The 15,821-nt window shown below is 70.0% G+C and carries 13 protein-coding genes, 2 pseudogenes and 1 riboswitch; of the genes and pseudogenes, 5 read left to right on the top strand and 10 right to left on the bottom strand.

Annotated features, from left to right (window positions below):
- Positions 1–18: 18 nt before the first annotated feature.
- The 10 genes and pseudogenes from VT50_RS30305 to VT50_RS30260 form a co-directional block, all read right to left on the bottom strand.
- Positions 19–330 (bottom strand): annotated as a pseudogene (locus tag VT50_RS30305) (ArsR/SmtB family transcription factor); the annotation flags it as partial.
- A gap of 68 nt (positions 331–398) precedes the next feature.
- Positions 399–1,058: a trimeric intracellular cation channel family protein gene (locus VT50_RS30300; protein ID WP_107424923.1), complete on the bottom strand. Its 660-nt coding sequence runs from the start codon at positions 1,056–1,058 to the stop codon at positions 399–401.
- Positions 1,059–1,111: 53 nt separating this feature from the next.
- The gene (locus tag VT50_RS30295; protein WP_046090296.1) at positions 1,112–2,188 is read right to left on the bottom strand and encodes an ABC transporter ATP-binding protein; all 1,077 of its coding nucleotides are present in this window, start codon (positions 2,186–2,188) and stop codon (positions 1,112–1,114) included.
- A 20-nt stretch (positions 2,189–2,208) separates the two neighbouring features.
- A complete protein-coding gene (locus VT50_RS30290; RefSeq protein WP_046090272.1) occupies positions 2,209–3,351 on the bottom strand; it encodes an ABC transporter ATP-binding protein in 1,143 nt (380 codons plus the stop codon).
- Positions 3,348–4,346, bottom strand: a complete 999-nt coding sequence (locus VT50_RS30285; RefSeq protein WP_046090295.1) for an ABC transporter permease — start codon at positions 4,344–4,346, stop codon at positions 3,348–3,350. Before VT50_RS30285 ends, VT50_RS30290 begins: the two co-directional genes overlap by 4 nt.
- 135 nt (positions 4,347–4,481) lie before the next feature.
- A complete protein-coding gene (locus VT50_RS30280; RefSeq protein ID WP_078840997.1) occupies positions 4,482–6,242 on the bottom strand; it encodes an ABC transporter substrate-binding protein in 1,761 nt (586 codons plus the stop codon).
- Between the two features lie 125 nt (positions 6,243–6,367).
- Entirely contained in the window at positions 6,368–7,372 is a 1,005-nt protein-coding gene (locus VT50_RS30275) for an ABC transporter permease (RefSeq protein WP_046090270.1), read from the bottom strand.
- A 400-nt stretch (positions 7,373–7,772) separates the two neighbouring features.
- Positions 7,773–8,570 (bottom strand): enhanced serine sensitivity protein SseB C-terminal domain-containing protein, encoded by a 798-nt coding sequence (locus VT50_RS30270; protein WP_046090269.1) that lies wholly within the window; start codon positions 8,568–8,570, stop codon positions 7,773–7,775.
- Positions 8,571–8,681: 111 nt separating this feature from the next.
- Entirely contained in the window at positions 8,682–9,488 is an 807-nt protein-coding gene (locus VT50_RS30265; protein WP_046090268.1) for an enhanced serine sensitivity protein SseB, read from the bottom strand.
- 209 nt (positions 9,489–9,697) lie between these two features.
- Entirely contained in the window at positions 9,698–10,414 is a 717-nt protein-coding gene (locus VT50_RS30260; protein WP_046090267.1) for an AAA family ATPase, read from the bottom strand.
- Between the two features lie 169 nt (positions 10,415–10,583).
- A riboswitch (glycine riboswitch) is annotated at positions 10,584–10,695 on the top strand.
- A gap of 170 nt (positions 10,696–10,865) precedes the next feature.
- Here VT50_RS30260 and gcvT point away from each other — a divergent pair.
- From gcvT to VT50_RS30235, 5 genes and pseudogenes are all read left to right on the top strand, one after another.
- Positions 10,866–11,993, top strand: coding sequence for a glycine cleavage system aminomethyltransferase GcvT (gene gcvT / locus VT50_RS30255; RefSeq protein ID WP_046090266.1), 1,128 nt, complete (start codon positions 10,866–10,868; stop codon positions 11,991–11,993).
- A gap of 136 nt (positions 11,994–12,129) precedes the next feature.
- The gene (gcvH, locus tag VT50_RS30250; protein ID WP_046090265.1) at positions 12,130–12,510 is read left to right on the top strand and encodes a glycine cleavage system protein GcvH; all 381 of its coding nucleotides are present in this window, start codon (positions 12,130–12,132) and stop codon (positions 12,508–12,510) included.
- Between the two features lie 26 nt (positions 12,511–12,536).
- Positions 12,537–13,817 carry a serine hydroxymethyltransferase gene (gene glyA / locus VT50_RS30245; protein ID WP_046090264.1) on the top strand — a complete coding sequence of 427 codons (1,281 nt, stop codon included), beginning with the start codon at positions 12,537–12,539 and terminating at the stop codon, positions 13,815–13,817.
- Between the two features lie 196 nt (positions 13,818–14,013).
- The gene (locus tag VT50_RS30240) at positions 14,014–15,396 is read left to right on the top strand and encodes an L-serine ammonia-lyase (protein WP_046090263.1); all 1,383 of its coding nucleotides are present in this window, start codon (positions 14,014–14,016) and stop codon (positions 15,394–15,396) included.
- 15 nt (positions 15,397–15,411) lie between these two features.
- Positions 15,412–15,821: pseudogene (locus VT50_RS30235) on the top strand (hypothetical protein); the annotation flags it as partial.

Below are 15,821 nucleotides of genomic sequence, written 5' to 3'. Positions count from 1 at the left end.
CCCCGGGAGACCCGCCCCCGGGAGCTCCGGCATCGTGTCCAAGTGTCGTTCGAGCGCGTCGAGGCGGTCGGTCCACAGCCGACGGTACGGCGCCAGCCAGGCGTCCGCCTCGGCGAGCGGCTCCGGGCAGAGCTCGTACCAGCGGCGCTGGGCGTCCCGGCGGACCCGCACCAGACCGGCCTCGCGCAGCACCCGCAGATGCTTGGAGGTGCCCGGCTGGGTGAGCCCCAGGTGTTCGGTCAGCTCACCGACCAGGCGCGGCCGCTCCAGCAGGAGGTCCAGGATCTGCCGTCGGCTCGGCTCGGCGAGCACATCGAACGGTATGGCCATGGCCTCAACATAACGACCCAGCTATATAACCGCAAGGGAATGAAAGCCGGAGCGCCCGCGCCCGCCCCTCAGTGCTCCTCCGTCGCCGTACTGCGCCGGTTCCACGCCCTCGGGGCCCGCCAGCCGAACCGCATCGCCGCCAGCCGCACCACGAACGCCACGGCGGCCGCGAGCGCGCTCGTGGCCGCCGTAAGGGCGTCGAAATGGATCAGCAGCGCCGCTATCGAGGAGCCGACGATGGCCGGGACCGCGTACAGGTCCCGGTCCCAGCGCAGCAGCGAGGGCGCCTCATGGGCGAGGAGGTCGCGGAGCACACCACCGCCGACGGCCGTGGCCATGCCGAGGGTGACGGACGAGGTGAGGCCGAGGCCGAAGTCATGCGCCTTCATCGTGCCCTCGACGCAGAACAGCCCCAGCCCGGCCGCGTCGAAGACCCCGACCGCCGCCGTGATCCGCTCGACCTCGGGATGGAGGAAGAAGACGATGCCGGTGGCGATGAGCGGGGTGAGGAAGTAGCCGAGGTCGGTGAAGGCGATGGGCGGCACCGCGCCGATCACCAGATCGCGGAAGACACCGCCGCCCAGCGCGGTGACCTCGGCGAGCACGGCCATGCCGAAGACATCGAAGTTCTTCCGCACGGCGAGCAGCGCGCCGGATATCGCGAAGACGAAGATTCCGGCGACTTCCAGGGCGTGCTGGACGGAGGGGGTGAACAGTTCGGTGGGCACCCGCCATTGTTATCCGCGGAGGCCCACCGGTCCCGTCCGGACCCCGTCCCGTCTCAGCTGCCGGTCTTCTTCGTCACCTTCTGTGCCGACTCGGCACCGGGCTTCTCCTCCGGCGCCTGGTCCTGCGCGTTCTCCGGGTGGTGGCAGGCCACCTGGTGGCCGGTGGCCAGCGTCACCAGCGGCGGCTCCTGGCTCTTGCACACCTCGGTCGCCTTCCAGCACCGGGTGTGGAAGCGGCAGCCGGACGGCGGGGAGATCGGCGAGGGCACGTCGCCCTTGAGCAGGATCCGCTCCCGCTTGGCGCGCCGCCTGGGGTCCGGCACCGGCACCGCGGAGAGCAGCGCCTTGGTGTACGGGTGCATGGGGCGCTCGTAGAGGTCCTTGCGGTCCGCCAGCTCGACGATCTTCCCCAGGTACATCACCGCGATCCGGTCCGAGACATGGCGGATGACCGACAGGTCGTGCGCGATGATCACATACGTCAGGCCCAGCTCGTCCTGGAGGTCGTCCAGCAGATTGACCACCTGCGCCTGGATCGACACGTCCAGCGCCGAGACCGGCTCGTCGGCCACGACCAGCTTGGGCTTGAGGGCCAGCGCCCGGGCGATGCCGATGCGCTGCCGCTGGCCGCCGGAGAACTCGTGCGGATAGCGGTTGTAGTGCTCGGGGTTGAGCCCGACCAGCGCCAGCAGCCGCTGGACCTCCGCCTTGATCCCGCCCTCGGGGGTGACGCCCTGGAGCCGGAAGGGCGCGCCGACGATCGCGCCCACGGTGTGCCGGGGGTTCAGCGAGGAGTACGGGTCCTGGAAGATCATCTGGACGTCGCGCCGCATCGGCCGCATCTGGGCCGTATTGAGGTGCGAGATGTCCTTGCCCTCGAACTCGATCGTGCCCGAGGTGGGTTCGAGCAGCCGGGTGACCAGCCGCCCCATGGTGGACTTGCCGCAGCCGGACTCCCCCACCACGCCCAGGGTCTCCCCCGGCCGGACGTCGAAGTCAAGCCCGTCGACCGCCTGGACCGCACCGGACTGCCGCTGGAGCAGGCCCTTCTTGAGGGGGAAGTGCTTGACCAGACCCGACACCTTGAGCAGGGGCTCGGGCGACGTCGTCGCCTTCTCCGGGACCGTCATCTTCGGATCCTTCGTGTCGGTCACAGCTTCGGCGCAATCTCTTCGGTCCAGATCCGGGTGCGCTCCTCCTGCGTCATATGGCACGCGGAGAAGTGCCCGCCGTCCCCGGCCTCGGTCAGCTCCGGCCGCTCGGTGCGGGTGAGGTTGTCCTTCGGCACATCGGCGTACGGGCAGCGCGGGTGGAAGGCGCAGCCGGACGGCACGTTGATGAGGCTGGGCGGGGAGCCCTTGACCGGGATGAGCCGCTCGGTCTGGTCGCGGTCGATGCGGGGCATCGAGCCCAGCAGCCCCCAGGTGTACGGGTGCTGGGGCTCGTAGAAGACCTTCTCGGCCGGGCCGCGCTCGACACAGCGGCCGCCGTACATCACCAGCAGGTCGTCGGCGAGCTCGGCGACCACGCCCAGGTCATGGGTGATGATGATGACCGCGGAGCCGAACTCCTTCTGCAGGTCCCGGATGAGGTCGAGGATCTGCGCCTGGACGGTGACGTCCAGGGCGGTGGTCGGCTCGTCGGCGATCAGCAGCTCGGGGTTGTTGACCAGCGCCATCGCGATCATGGCGCGCTGGCGCATCCCGCCGGAGAACTCATGGGGATAGCTGTCCACGCGCTTGTCGGGCTGCGGGATGCCGACGCGGTCCAGCAGCTCGACCGCGCGCTTGCGGGCCACCTCCTTGGTGACCCCGTGGTGCACCCGGTACGCCTCGATGATCTGGCGGCCGATGGTGTAGTACGGATGCAGCGCGGACAGCGGATCCTGGAAGATCATCGACATCTCGCGGCCGCGCAGCTTGCGCACCTCATCGGGGTCCGCGCCCAGCAGCTCCTGGCCGTTGAGCCAGATCTCGCCGGAGATCCGCGCCTTGCGGCGGCCGTACTGGCCCGCGGTGTGCAGCCCCATGATGCCGAGCGAGGTGACGGACTTGCCGGAGCCGGACTCGCCGACGATGCCGAGCGTCTTGCCCTTCTCCAGCCGGAAGCTGAGCCCGTCCACGGACTTCACGAGGCCGTCGTCGGTCGGGAAGTGCACATACAGGTCGCGCACCTCGAGGAACGCGGTGGGGGCGGGCGAGCCCGCCGCGGCCACCTCGCCCACGGCGGCGGTCCCGGTGCCCGGCAGTTCACCGTCCCCTGGCTGTTCGGAGGACTTGGTCAGATCGGTCATCCGAGCCTCACTCGCGGGTCGATGACGGCGTACAGGAGGTCCACGACGAGGTTGGCGACCACGATGAAGACGGCCGCGATCAGGGTGACGCCGAGGATGATCGGCAGGTCCTTCTCGGTGATCGCGTTCACCGCGAGCCGCCCGAGGCCGGGCAGGTTGTAGGTGGTCTCGGTGAGGACCGCGCCGCCCAGCAGCGCGCCCAGGTCGAGGCCGAGCAGGGTGAGGACCGGGGTCCAGGTCGAGCGCATCGCGTGCCGGCCGATGACCACCCGCTCCCGCAGACCCTTGGCGCGGGCGGTACGGATGTAGTCCTCGCCCATGATCTCCAGCATGGTGGCCCGGGTGAGCCGGGCGTACATCGCCGCGTAGAGGAAGGCGAGCGTGATCCACGGGAGGATCAGGCTCTCGAACCACATCGCCGGATCGTCACCGAACCCCTTGTAGTCCACGTTGACCCACTTCAGCGAGTAGCTGAAGATCGCCAGTGAGAGCAGACCGGTGAAGTAGATCGGCAGCGAGACACCGGCCAGCGCGACCGTCATCGCCGAGCGGTCCCACAGGGTGCCCCGGCGCAGCGCCGAGACGACACCGGTGGTGATGCCGCCGACCAGCCACAGCAGACAGGCGCCGGCGGCGAGCGAGAGGGTGACCGGCATGGCGTCGGTGAGCTGCGGCCACACCGCCTGCTCGGTGCGGAAGGAGTAGCCGAAGCAGGGTGCCGGGCAGTGGGTGACGTCCGTGCCGCTGGCGTAGTCCCGGCCGACGAAGAGGCCCTGGACGAAGTGCCAGAACTGCACCAGGACCGGATCACCGAGGCTGAGCTTCTGCCGGATGCCCTCGATGGCCGCGGGGTCGGCCTGCTTGCCGACGAACAGCAGCGCGGGATCGGCACCGGCCCACTTCGGGATCACGAAGAAGATGGCGAAGGTCGCAAGGGTGACGACCAACAGCATCACGACGACGGCGAACAAGCGCCGGATGAGATAAGCAAGCACTGTGCGCGGCCCGGGGGTGGCCCGTGAACCCCCGATCGAGGGGTTCACGGGCCACCGCCCGTGGCCATCACCTGCCCTTCGGGCCTATCGGGTGCGGCGACGGTTAACGTGAGCGGCGGATCGGGTGACCGGCCGTCACTTGACGACACCCAGCTGGGAGTAGTCGTAGCGGCCGTTGTAGGCCGCAGAAGAGAAGACGTTCGTCAGCCGCGAGCTGCGCCAGGAGATGTTCTTCTCGTAGATGAACGGCATCTGCACGGCCAGATCGCTGACCTTGTGGTTCATCTTCTGGTAGATCGCCCCGGCCTTGTTGGGGTCGGTCTCCTTGAGCGCGTCGTCGAAGTACTTGTTGATCTCCGCGTTGTTGGTCTCGGAGACGTTGTAGTTCCCGGTCTGCTCGATGAAGCGGCCGTCGATCAGCGGCTGGGAGAAGCCCTGGCCGGTGGGGAAGTCGGGGCCCCAGCCGGTCATGGACAGCCCGTAGCCGTGCTTCTTCATCACCGACGGCGAACCGGTGATGCTGGCGGAGGTGCTGCCCTGGAACGGCTCCACATTGAGGTTGATGCCGACCTTCTTCAGCGACGCCTGCAGCGCCTCGGCGGCCTCGACCTCGGCGGGCTGGTCGGTGCGGGCCACGATGCTGGTGGAGAAGCCGCCCGGCTTGCCGCACTGCTTGAGCTCGTCCTTGGCCTTGGCCACGTCCGCCTTGCCGCCGCGCTTCAGGATGCCGTACGGGTCGTAGTTGTCCGAGCCCTTGACGCTCTTGGGGAGCATGTTGGTGGCGATGTCACCACCGGCCTGCGGGCCACCGCGGGTGGTCTGGAGCGACTTGTAGTCGGTGCCGTAGATGACCGCCTTGCGGCAGTGGATGTCGTCCAACGGCTTGACCTTGGTGGTGAAGTCGACGTACCGGACGAAGCTGGTGATGATGTTGTCGACGTTGCCCTTGTTGTGCTTGAGGGCGTCGTTACGGCCCGAGGGGGTCATTCCGGTGGCGCTGAGGAAGACGTCGTAGTCGCCCTTGATCAGCAGCCGGTCGATCGCCTCGAGGTTGGAGTTGAAGGTGACCGAGATCTTGTCCGGCAGGGCCGGGCGGATCGGGTCGGACGCCTTCTTCCAGCTGGTGTTGCGGACCAGCGACAGGCTCTTGCCGGGGGTGTACGACTGGACCTTGTACGGACCGGAGGAGAACGGCCGGTTGGTGTACTTGGCGCCGGTGTCCTTGTCCGCCTTCACCGGGGAGCCGACCGGCATCGCGAGCATCTGCTCGAAGTCACCGTTGGGCTTGGCGAGGTGGAAGACGACCGTCTTGTCGTTCGGCGTCTCGATCGCCTTCAGGCCCAGCTTGTCCTTGGACTTGTCCTTGTACGGGCCCTTGTACTCGCCCTTGGGGTCCAGGACCTGGCGCAGATAGCCGGGGCCGCCGGAGACGACGTCCTTGGCCCAGATGCGCTCGATGCCGTACTTGACGTCCTTGGACGTGATCGGGGAGCCGTCCTCCCAGGTGATCCCGTCGCGCAGGGTGTAGGAGTAGGTCTTGCCGCCGTCCGAGATCTTGGCGGTGGAGGTGGCGAGGTCCGGGGTCAGCTCGTTCGCGGCGTTGCCCGGCTTCGGCGTGTAGGAGATCAGTTGGCGCGCGTAGAAGCGGGAGAAATCCCAGGCGAACCCGTAGTACTGACGCTGCGGGTCGAGGGAGTCGAACTCCTGCTTGTTGATGAACTTGAGGGTGCCGCCCTTCTTGGCGGACTTGTTGGCGACACCCTTCACCGCGGCGTTGAACCCGGCACCCGAGCCCTCGTCGTCGGAACTGCCACCGCCACAGGCGGCGGTGGTCAGCAGAGCGCCGACGACGGCCGCCGCTCCGGCGATCCGCCTGCTTCTCGAGAGCCGTTTCATAGTTGCTGCAACCTCCGGGTTAGCGGTCCTAGGCATGGCGCCGCGGAATTCCTTGGGTAGCCGTCTGCCGGATGCGGCAGGGGCTGATGCGTTCGAGTACGACCGGGCGGCCGTGTGCCGCGCCGTCATCGGGTGCCCTTCGGATCCAGGGCGTCGCGGACGCCGTCGCCGAAGAGGTTGAAGGCCAGCACCGTGATGAAGATCGCCACACCCGGGATGATCATGAACATCGGGTCGTCCTCATAGGTGCCGACCGCCTTGGAGAGCATCTGCCCCCAGGAGGCGGTGGGCGGCTTCACACCCGCGCCGAGGAAGCTGAGCGCGGCCTCGGTGAGGATGTTGGTGGGGATCATCAGCGTCGTGTAGACGGTGATCGGCGCCACCAGGTTGGGCAGCAGCTCACGGAAGAGGATGTAGCGCCGGCCGGCACCCAGGCTCCGTGCGGCCTCGATGTACTCCTTCTCGCGCAGCGACAGCGTCTGACCGCGCACGATGCGGCCGACGTACGGCCAGCCGAAGAAGCCGATGACCGAGACCAGGATGGCGATGCGCACTCCGCTGCCGGTCAGTCCCAGCAGATCGTTGGGGAGCACCGAGACCAGGGAGATGATGAAGAGCAGCTGCGGGAAGGCCAGCAGCATGTCCATCACCCGGCTGATCACCGAGTCCACCCAGCCGCCGAAGTACCCGGCGATGATGCCGAAGATGGTGCCGAGCACCACCGCGACCACCGCCGCGAGGAAGGCCACCAGCAGCGAGATCCGGGCGCCGTAGACGACCCGGCTGAACACGTCGCGGCCGTTGGACGGCTCCACACCGAACAGGAAGTCCGAGCTGATGCCGCCCATGGACCCCTTCGGGGTGCCGAACAGCGGGTCGATCTGCTCCTGGTGGAACTCATTGGGCGGATGCCCGAGCAGACTCACGATCAGCGGAGCGAAGATCGCCACCAGTACGAGGAAGACGACAACGATGCCACCCGACAGGGCGAGCTTGTCCCGCTTCAGGCGTGACCAGGCGATCTGCCGCAGCGACCTGCCTTCGACGGACGCTTTGACCACATCCGCCGCTACATCGGCAGTCGCGACCGGATCGCTGTCCGTGCTCGTGCCGTGCAATGGTGCCGTCATCGTGGTGGAGACCCCTCTCGGCCGGTGGTGACCGGCCCACGACTCGCCGCTGTAGCGGCTTCGTTCACAACCCGGGTGAAAGTCGCGTTCTGGTACGGAACCTTTCTGGAAGGGGTCGCACGCAGGAACCGCACCCCTTGGAGCGGGAGTCTTCAACGCGTTTGTGATCACCCGCCAGTACTCCCGGGCAATGGATGCCTAACCGTGATGTGAGGAGCACCGCTCCGCTATACGGACGGTCGCGACACGAGAACGCAGCAGTAACCTCGCGCCCGTAATGAGGCGTTCGGCCCGATAGGGGCGGAAGGCCGGTCGGGCAATCCCGTCAATCGGTACGCGGTGTCACCGGACGCGCGGTGTCACCGGACGCGCGGATCGGTGCGCGGCGGGACGCGGCGGCTCAGTACGCCGGGCGCGGGGGCGGATAGCCGTAGCCGTACGACGGCGGCGCGGCGGGCGCGGCGCCATAGGCGTCACGGTCGAAGAACGGGCGGGCGTTGGCCCGCATCCACATGGCGACGGGGTCGTACTCGTCCGAGAGCGCGACCGTGGAGACCGGCAGCCCGTCCGGCACGGCGGTGATCGACTGCTCCATCATCACCCGCACCGACTGCACCGACGCCGCACCGGTGTCATACAGATCCAGGCCGATCGCCAGGTACGGAGCGCCCAGCGCGGGCTGCACCCAGGCGCGCCGCAGCGAGCGCACCGCGGCGGTGCGATGCGCGTTCTGCCCCAACAGGGCGTAGAACTGGGGGATGTCGATGGCCGGCTCCGACAGCCGCAGCGGCCCGGCGGGGAGCCGGTCGAGACCGCCCGCGATCCGGCGCAGATCCGGCCAGGGGATGCCCACTCCGCCACCGCGGGCGTGGGGGTTGAGCCAGAGGCCGTAGCGGTCGCGGTAGAGCGAGTCGGCGATGAGGCGTCCGTCGACCACCTCGTGCGCGCGGTTCCAGCCACTGGCGGCCAGTTCCTGCGCGGAGGTCACACACGGGGCGTAACCGAGGCCGTCCACGTCCATGTTTCCGTACTGGGCGTCGGGCGCGCCGGGCGCGCCGTGCCACAGCAGCATCCAGACCTGGCCCTCGCCGATGGCGTGCAGCAGCGCCTCGTAGGCGTCGTACCGGCCGGGAGCGACCTGCTGCAGCGCCCGCTCGACCTGGCCGGCCGCCGCCCCCCAATCCGCGCCCGCGCTCACCTGGGTCCGCCCCTTCTCATCGACTTGCCCGCACCTCACCGGGGAGCGTGCCCGCACCCCTCCTGGTCATCAAACCAGCTTACGGGCCCGCACAGCGGACCCAGGGGTGAGTCAGAGGTCACGGTCGTAGAACGGCCGCACCCGTCCCAGCATCCAGTCGGCCACCGGATCGCCCTGCGCCACGTCCAGCATCACCAGCTGGACCTTCCACGGCACCGGCACCGCGCCGAGGGCGCGGCCCAGCGCCTCCACCGCGCGCCCCTGCCCCTCGGGGCCGGGCTCGTCGAGCTGCACCCCGACGAAGAGCGCGGGCTCGTCGCCCTCGACGCTGGCCAGGGCGCGCCGGGCGGTCCGCACCCCGGTGCCCTTGGCGAACTCGATCCCGGCGGCGGCCAGGAAGTCCACCGGCTCGTCCTGCCAGTCCGGTTCGAAGAGCCGCACCCGGCCGCCGGGGGCCGGGCCGTCGAGCTCGGTGCGCCCGCCGCGGCACAACTCCCGGACGGCGGGCGGGGGCAGCGGCACGACCACCGCGCCACCGGGGTTCACCGCGATGCCGAGCTGGGGCGGCAGCCCACGGGCGAACTCCACGGCCGGGGCGACGGTGAAGGACATATGGGAGCCGACGAGCTGGAGGAACTGCTGCTCGGAGCTGAACACCGGGACGTACGCGCCGCCGTCGACCTCCATCGTGGGCAGATCGAGGCTCGGGCTGCCCGGGCCCCCGCCGTTGGGCAGCGGAATCCAGAGGTGGCTGCGGGAGAGCGTCTCGACGATGCGCGCTCCGGCCCCGGGGACGTCGACCGAGGCGGCCATCACCTCTTCGAGCTCATTGCCGGGAAACGCCGGATGCGCGGCATACCCGCCGTCCGGGATTCCTCCGTGCGCCGGGGCCGCTCCGTACTGCTCCGGGAAGCTCATCTTCGTCCAACCGCCATCTCGTCCGACCTGCCCGAAGCACCCTAACCGCTGGGCGGCCCGGGTCCCGAGGGGCGGTGGCGATCTCCACAGCACTTCCCCACCTCGCCCGGGCTCGCCCTCGTCACACTGTGTGCCGCCGATGGTCGATTTCCGGCCACCCACAGATCACTCGCAGATCACCCCCAGATCGACCCCCAGATCGCCCGCGATCATTCGAAGGAGATACAGCGCAGCGCGCTCGCGGTCGGCCGGTCCAGCAGCACCGCAGAGGCGCACCCCCGCGGCGGCCGCCCCTCCTCCACCCCGGCGATCAGCCGCCGCATCGCCCGCAGATGGCGTCCGAAGGCGTACGCGGAGACCCCGCGGCCACGGGCGGCCTGGCCCTCAAGCGCCTCCGTGGCGCCCACGTCCAGCAGCACCATATGGAGGCTGCGGCCCCGGCGCCGCACGTCCCGGGCCAGCCAGCGGCGGACCCACGGCAGCGCGCCGCAGTCGTGCACCACGACGCTCACGCCCGAGCGCAGCGCCCGGCGCAGCCCGGCGTAGTGGGCGTAGCGGACCAGCGGGCGGTAGAGCGCGTACGGCAGCCAGCCGGGCAGCCTGTGCTCCCACGCCTCCCGGGTGTTCTGCGAGTCCACCCTGATCACGACCGCGCCCGTCTCGTCCAGGAGCGACACCGTCCGGTTGATCAGCGTGCTCTTGCCACTGCCCGGCAGCCCCGAGGCGACCAGCACGTCCCCCGCCGGAAAGCAGAGCTCGTGCGGGTCCGCGCCACGGCCCGCCGCCCCTGCCCGCAAATCGTGCACCGCGCTCTTCCCGTGCGCCGTCCCTCTTCGGCCGGGGCGGGCCGTCGGCCCGGAGGGGGTGCGCCCACGCCGCGTCGGCAGGAGCCTCTGTGTGGTCGCGTACGTTCCCTGCCCATGCACCGTGATCGTCCTCCCAGGTCGGTCAACGCTGCTCGTACCCGCAGAGTGTCAAGAAAAGGTAATGTCGGGCAAGGCGGCCCCTGACCGGCCGACCGGAGCCCGCCCGGATCGGGGCTTCCCTTCTCGGCCATACATGCGATGATGTCCGCGCAACTCCATACCGGCCGCTTGAATCCACGCGGGAGAGTCCTTGGGTCTCGGCAATTCGTGCCGGGCGTCCAGGGCGCCGAAGGAGCAAGTCCTCCCTTGAATCTCTCAGGCCCCGATACCGCGCGGACGAGGCAGATCTGAAAAGCGGGCCGCGCGGGCGCGGCCCCACCCAAGGTGCAAGCCGGGCCCCTTACGGGCGTCGCGGCGAACCTCTCAGGTTCCGATGACAGATGGGGAGGACGCACGCGTCCTTGTCGTCCGTCCTCACCGTCGCGCGACCCCGACCCCTGGAGCCTGAACCGTGACCGACGCCCCGCCCACCCCACGCCGTACCGCGCTGGACGCGCGGCACCGCGCGCTCGGCGCCACCATGACCGACTTCGCCGGCTGGGACATGCCGCTGCGCTACGGCAGCGAGCGCGACGAGCACACCGCGGTGCGCACCCGCGCCGGGCTCTTCGACCTCTCCCACATGGGCGAGATCGCATTGACCGGTCCGCAGGCCGCGGACGCCCTGGACCACGCCCTGGTCGGTCGGCTGTCCGCGCTCGCCGTGGGCCGCGCCCGCTACACCATGATCTGCGATGACGAGGGCGGCATCCTGGACGACCTGATCGTCTACCGCCTCGGGGACGAGGACTTCCTGGTGGTGGCCAACGCCGCCAACGCCCAGGTGGTGCTGGACGCGCTGACCGAGCGGGCGAGCGGTTTCGAGGCGACCGTAAGGGACGACCGGGACGCCTACGCGCTGCTCGCCGTCCAGGGGCCGGAGTCCGCCGGGATCCTGAAGAGCCTGACCGACGCCGACCTGGACGGGCTGAAGTACTACGCCGGGCTGCCCGGCACCGTCGCGGGTGTCCCCGCCATGATCGCCCGCACCGGCTACACCGGCGAGGACGGCTTCGAGCTGTTCCTGGCGCCGGACGACGCCGAGCGGGTCTGGGAGGCGCTGACCGAGGCCGGGGCCCCGGTGGGCCTGGTGCCCTGCGGTCTCTCCTGCCGGGACACCCTCCGTCTCGAGGCGGGCATGCCGCTGTACGGGCACGAGCTGACCACCGACACCACCCCCTTCGACGCGGGGCTCGGCCGGGTGGTGAAGTTCGACAAGCCGGGCGGCTTCGTCGGCCGCGAGGCCCTGGAGGCCGCGTCCCGCCGGGCGGACACCGTCACCCCGCGCACCCTGGTCGGCCTGGTCGCTTCGGGCCGCCGGGTGCCGCGCGCCGGATACTCCGTGGTGACCGCCGACGGCTCATCGATCGGCCAGGTCACCTCGGGCGCGCCCGCCCCGACGCTGGGCAGGCCCATCGCGATGGCGTACGTGGACCCGGCGTACGCGGCGCCCGGCACCGAGGGGGTCTTCGTGGACATCCGCGGCACCCGGGAGCCGTACGAGGTCGTGGCGCTCCCCTTCTACAAGCGCGAGCGCTGAGCTCCCGCGAGCGGGTGCGGGCCCCCGGCGCGTCGCGCCCCGCCCCGGCGCCCCGGCCATCGGCCCGCTCGGCGCCCCGTCCCACCAGCCAAGACCCGTTTCCCAAACACTCCCCCGCATCCAGGAGAATCGGACCATGAGCAACCCCCAGCAGCTGCGGTACAGCAAGGAGCACGAGTGGCTGTCGGCCGCCGGCGAGGACGGCGTGTCGACGATCGGCATCACCGAATTCGCGGCCAACGCGCTCGGCGATGTCGTCTATGTCCAGCTCCCGGACGTCGGCTCCACGGTCTCCGCCGGTGACACCTGCGGTGAGCTGGAGTCCACCAAGTCGGTCAGCGATCTGTACGCGCCGGTCTCCGGTGAGGTCACCGAGATCAACGAGGACGTGGTGAACGATCCGGCGCTGGTGAACTCCGCCCCCTTCGAGGGCGGCTGGCTGTTCAAGGTGCGGGTGACGAGCGAGCCGGAGGACCTGCTCTCCGCCGACGAGTACACCGCCTTCGCCGAAAACTGACCCTCCCTATTCGATCGGGACCCTCGATGTCGCTTCTCAACAGCTCCCTGCACGAGCTCGACCCGGACGTCGCCGCCGCTGTCGACGCCGAACTCCACCGCCAGCAGTCCACCCTGGAGATGATCGCCTCGGAGAACTTCGCTCCGTCGGCGGTCATGGAGGCCCAGGGCTCGGTCCTGACCAACAAGTACGCCGAGGGCTACCCCGGCCGCCGCTACTACGGGGGCTGTGAGCACGTCGACGTGGTCGAGCAGATCGCCATCGACCGGGTCAAGGAGCTCTTCGGCGCCGAGGCCGCGAACGTCCAGCCGCACTCGGGCGCCCAGGCCAACGCCGCCGCCATGTTCGCCCTGCTCTCCCCCGGCGACACCATCCTGGGGCTGAACCTGGCGCACGGCGGCCATCTGACCCACGGCATGAAGATCAACTTCTCCGGCAAGCTCTACAACGTGGTGCCCTACCACGTGGACGCCGAGACCGGTGTGGTCGACATGGACGAGGTCGAGCGGCTGGCCAAGGAGCACCGTCCCAAGCTGGTGATCGCGGGCTGGTCGGCGTACCCGCGCCAGCTGGACTTCGCCGCCTTCCGCCGGATCGCGGACGAGGTCGGCGCGTATCTGATGGTCGACATGGCCCACTTCGCGGGTCTGGTGGCGGCCGGGCTGCATCCCTCGCCCGTACCGCACGCCCATGTGGTGACCACCACCACGCACAAGACCCTGGGCGGTCCGCGCGGTGGTGTGATCCTCTCCACCGCCGACCTGGCCAAGAAGATCAACTCGGCGGTCTTCCCCGGCCAGCAGGGCGGTCCGCTGGAGCATGTGGTCGCGGCGAAGGCGGTGTCCTTCAAGGTGGCGGCGAGCTCGGCGTTCAAGGAGCGCCAGGAGCGCACGCTGGAGGGCGCCAGGATCCTCGCCGAGCGCCTGACCGAGGCCGATGTGCGGGAGGTGGGCGTCTCCGTGCTCTCCGGCGGCACCGACGTCCATCTGGTCCTGGTCGATCTGCGCGACTCCGCACTCGACGGGCGGCAGGCCGAGGACCGGCTGCACGAGGTCGGCATCACGGTCAACCGCAACGCGATCCCGAACGACCCCCGGCCCCCGATGGTCACCTCGGGTCTGCGGATCGGCACCCCGGCGCTGGCCACGCGCGGCTTCACCACGGAGGACTTCCGCGAGGTCGCCGATGTGATCGCGGAGACGCTCAAGGCGCCCTCTCCGTTCGGGGCGGCCGACGCGGAGGCGCTGAAGGCCCGGGTCACCGCCCTGGCCGACAAGCACCCGCTGTACGCGCACCTGTCCAAGTAACCCGAGCCCGGGGGCGCGTCGCCCTGGCGCGCCCCCGCCACACCACCCGCACCGAACCGCACCACCCGCACCGAACCGCACCGACCCACGCACGGCCCGCACCGACCCGCGACAACCCGCACCACCCCATGCACGGCCCGCACGCTTCCCCCGCGGGCACACGCTTCCCCCGGCGTGCCGACGAAGGAGTCCCCCGGTGGCCATTTCCGTATTCGACCTCTTCTCGATCGGCATCGGCCCGTCCAGTTCGCACACGGTCGGCCCGATGCGGGCCGCGCGGATGTTCGTCCGCCGGCTGAAGAACGAGGGCCTGCTGGCCCACACCGCGTCCGTCCGGGCCGAGCTCTTCGGCTCGCTGGGTGCCACCGGTCATGGCCACGGCACCCCGAAGGCCGTGCTGCTGGGGCTCGAGGGCCACTCCCCGCGCACCGTGGACGTCGAGGCGGCCGACGGCGAGGTGGAGCGCATCCGCACCACCAAGCGGCTGCGGCTGCTGGACGCCGAGATCGGCCCCGGCCACGAGATCGACTTCGATGACTCGGCCCAGCTGATCCTGCACCGCCGCCGCTCCCTGCCGTACCACGCCAACGGCATGACGCTGTGCGCGTACGACGCCGAGGGCCATCCGCTGCTGGAGAAGACGTACTACTCGGTCGGCGGCGGCTTCGTGGTGGACGAGGACGCGGTCGGCGAGGACCGCATCAAGCTCGACGACACCGTCCTCACCCACCCCTTCCGCACCGGGGACGAGTTGCTGCGGCTCTCCCAGGAGACGGGCCTGTCCATCTCGGCCCTGATGCTGGAGAACGAGAAGGCGTGGCGCACGGAGCAGGAGATCCGGGACGGGCTGCTGGAGATCTGGCACGTCATGGAGGCGTGCGTAGCCCGCGGCATGTCCCAGGAGGGCATCCTGCCCGGCGGCCTCAAGGTCCGCCGCCGCGCCGCCACCGCCGCCCGCGCCCTGCGCTCCGAGGGCGACCCGGTCGCCCGCGCCATGGAGTGGATCACCCTCTACGCCATGGCGGTCAACGAGGAGAACGCGGCGGGCGGCCGGGTGGTCACCGCCCCCACCAACGGCGCGGCGGGCATCATCCCCGCCGTCCTGCACTACTACACCCGGTTCGTCCCGGGCGCCGACGAGGAGGGCGTCATCCGCTTCCTCCTCGCCGCGGGCGCCATCGGCATGCTCTTCAAGGAGAACGCCTCGATCTCCGGCGCGGAGGTCGGCTGCCAGGGCGAGGTGGGCTCCGCCTGCTCGATGGCCGCCGGTGGCCTCGCCGAGGTCCTCGGCGGCTCCCCGGAGCAGGTGGAGAACGCCGCCGAGATCGGCATGGAACACAATCTCGGCCTCACCTGCGACCCCGTCGGCGGCCTTGTCCAGATCCCCTGCATCGAGCGCAACGGCATGGCCTCGGTCAAGGCCGTCACCGCCGCGAGGATGGCCCTGCGGGGCGACGGCCGCCACCATGTCTCGCTCGACAAGGCCATCAAGACGATGAAACAGACGGGCGCGGATATGAAGGTCAAGTACAAGGAGACGGCGCGGGGCGGGCTCGCGGTCAACGTCATCGAATGCTGACGGAGGGAACGGCGAGTGGGATCGGCTGATGCCCCGGCGATACGGGTGCCGGTAGGAGCGGACTCGGAACTCTGGGCCAGCCGGGCGACGAGCCGACGGGTGCTGCTGGTGGTGCACAACGTCACCTCCGCGGGCCGCCTGCTGGATGTGCTGCCGCTGTTCCACGACGACTTCCGGGTGCAGCTCCTGGTCACCTCGACCGGGTCATCCGCGTTCCAGGCCGGAATCGGCGAGCTGTTCGCGGAGTTGGGGCTCCCGGTGCTGCCCTGGGAGCAGGCACTGGCGACACCGGTGGCCTTGGCGATCGCCGCGAGTTTCGGCGGCCAACTCCAGGACATAAAAGGCAAATTGGCCGTCTTGTCGCATGGAGTGGGATATACTAAGAAGCTGGGCGAGCCGCGAGCCGCGAGCCGCGAGCCGCGAGC

Origin of the sequence: Streptomyces antioxidans (assembly GCF_000968685.2) — a bacterium.
Classification (GTDB): Bacteria; Actinomycetota; Actinomycetes; order Streptomycetales; family Streptomycetaceae; genus Streptomyces; species Streptomyces antioxidans.
The sequence above is the reverse complement of the archived record's forward strand: the minus strand, read 5'-3'. Positions and strand labels throughout refer to the sequence as shown.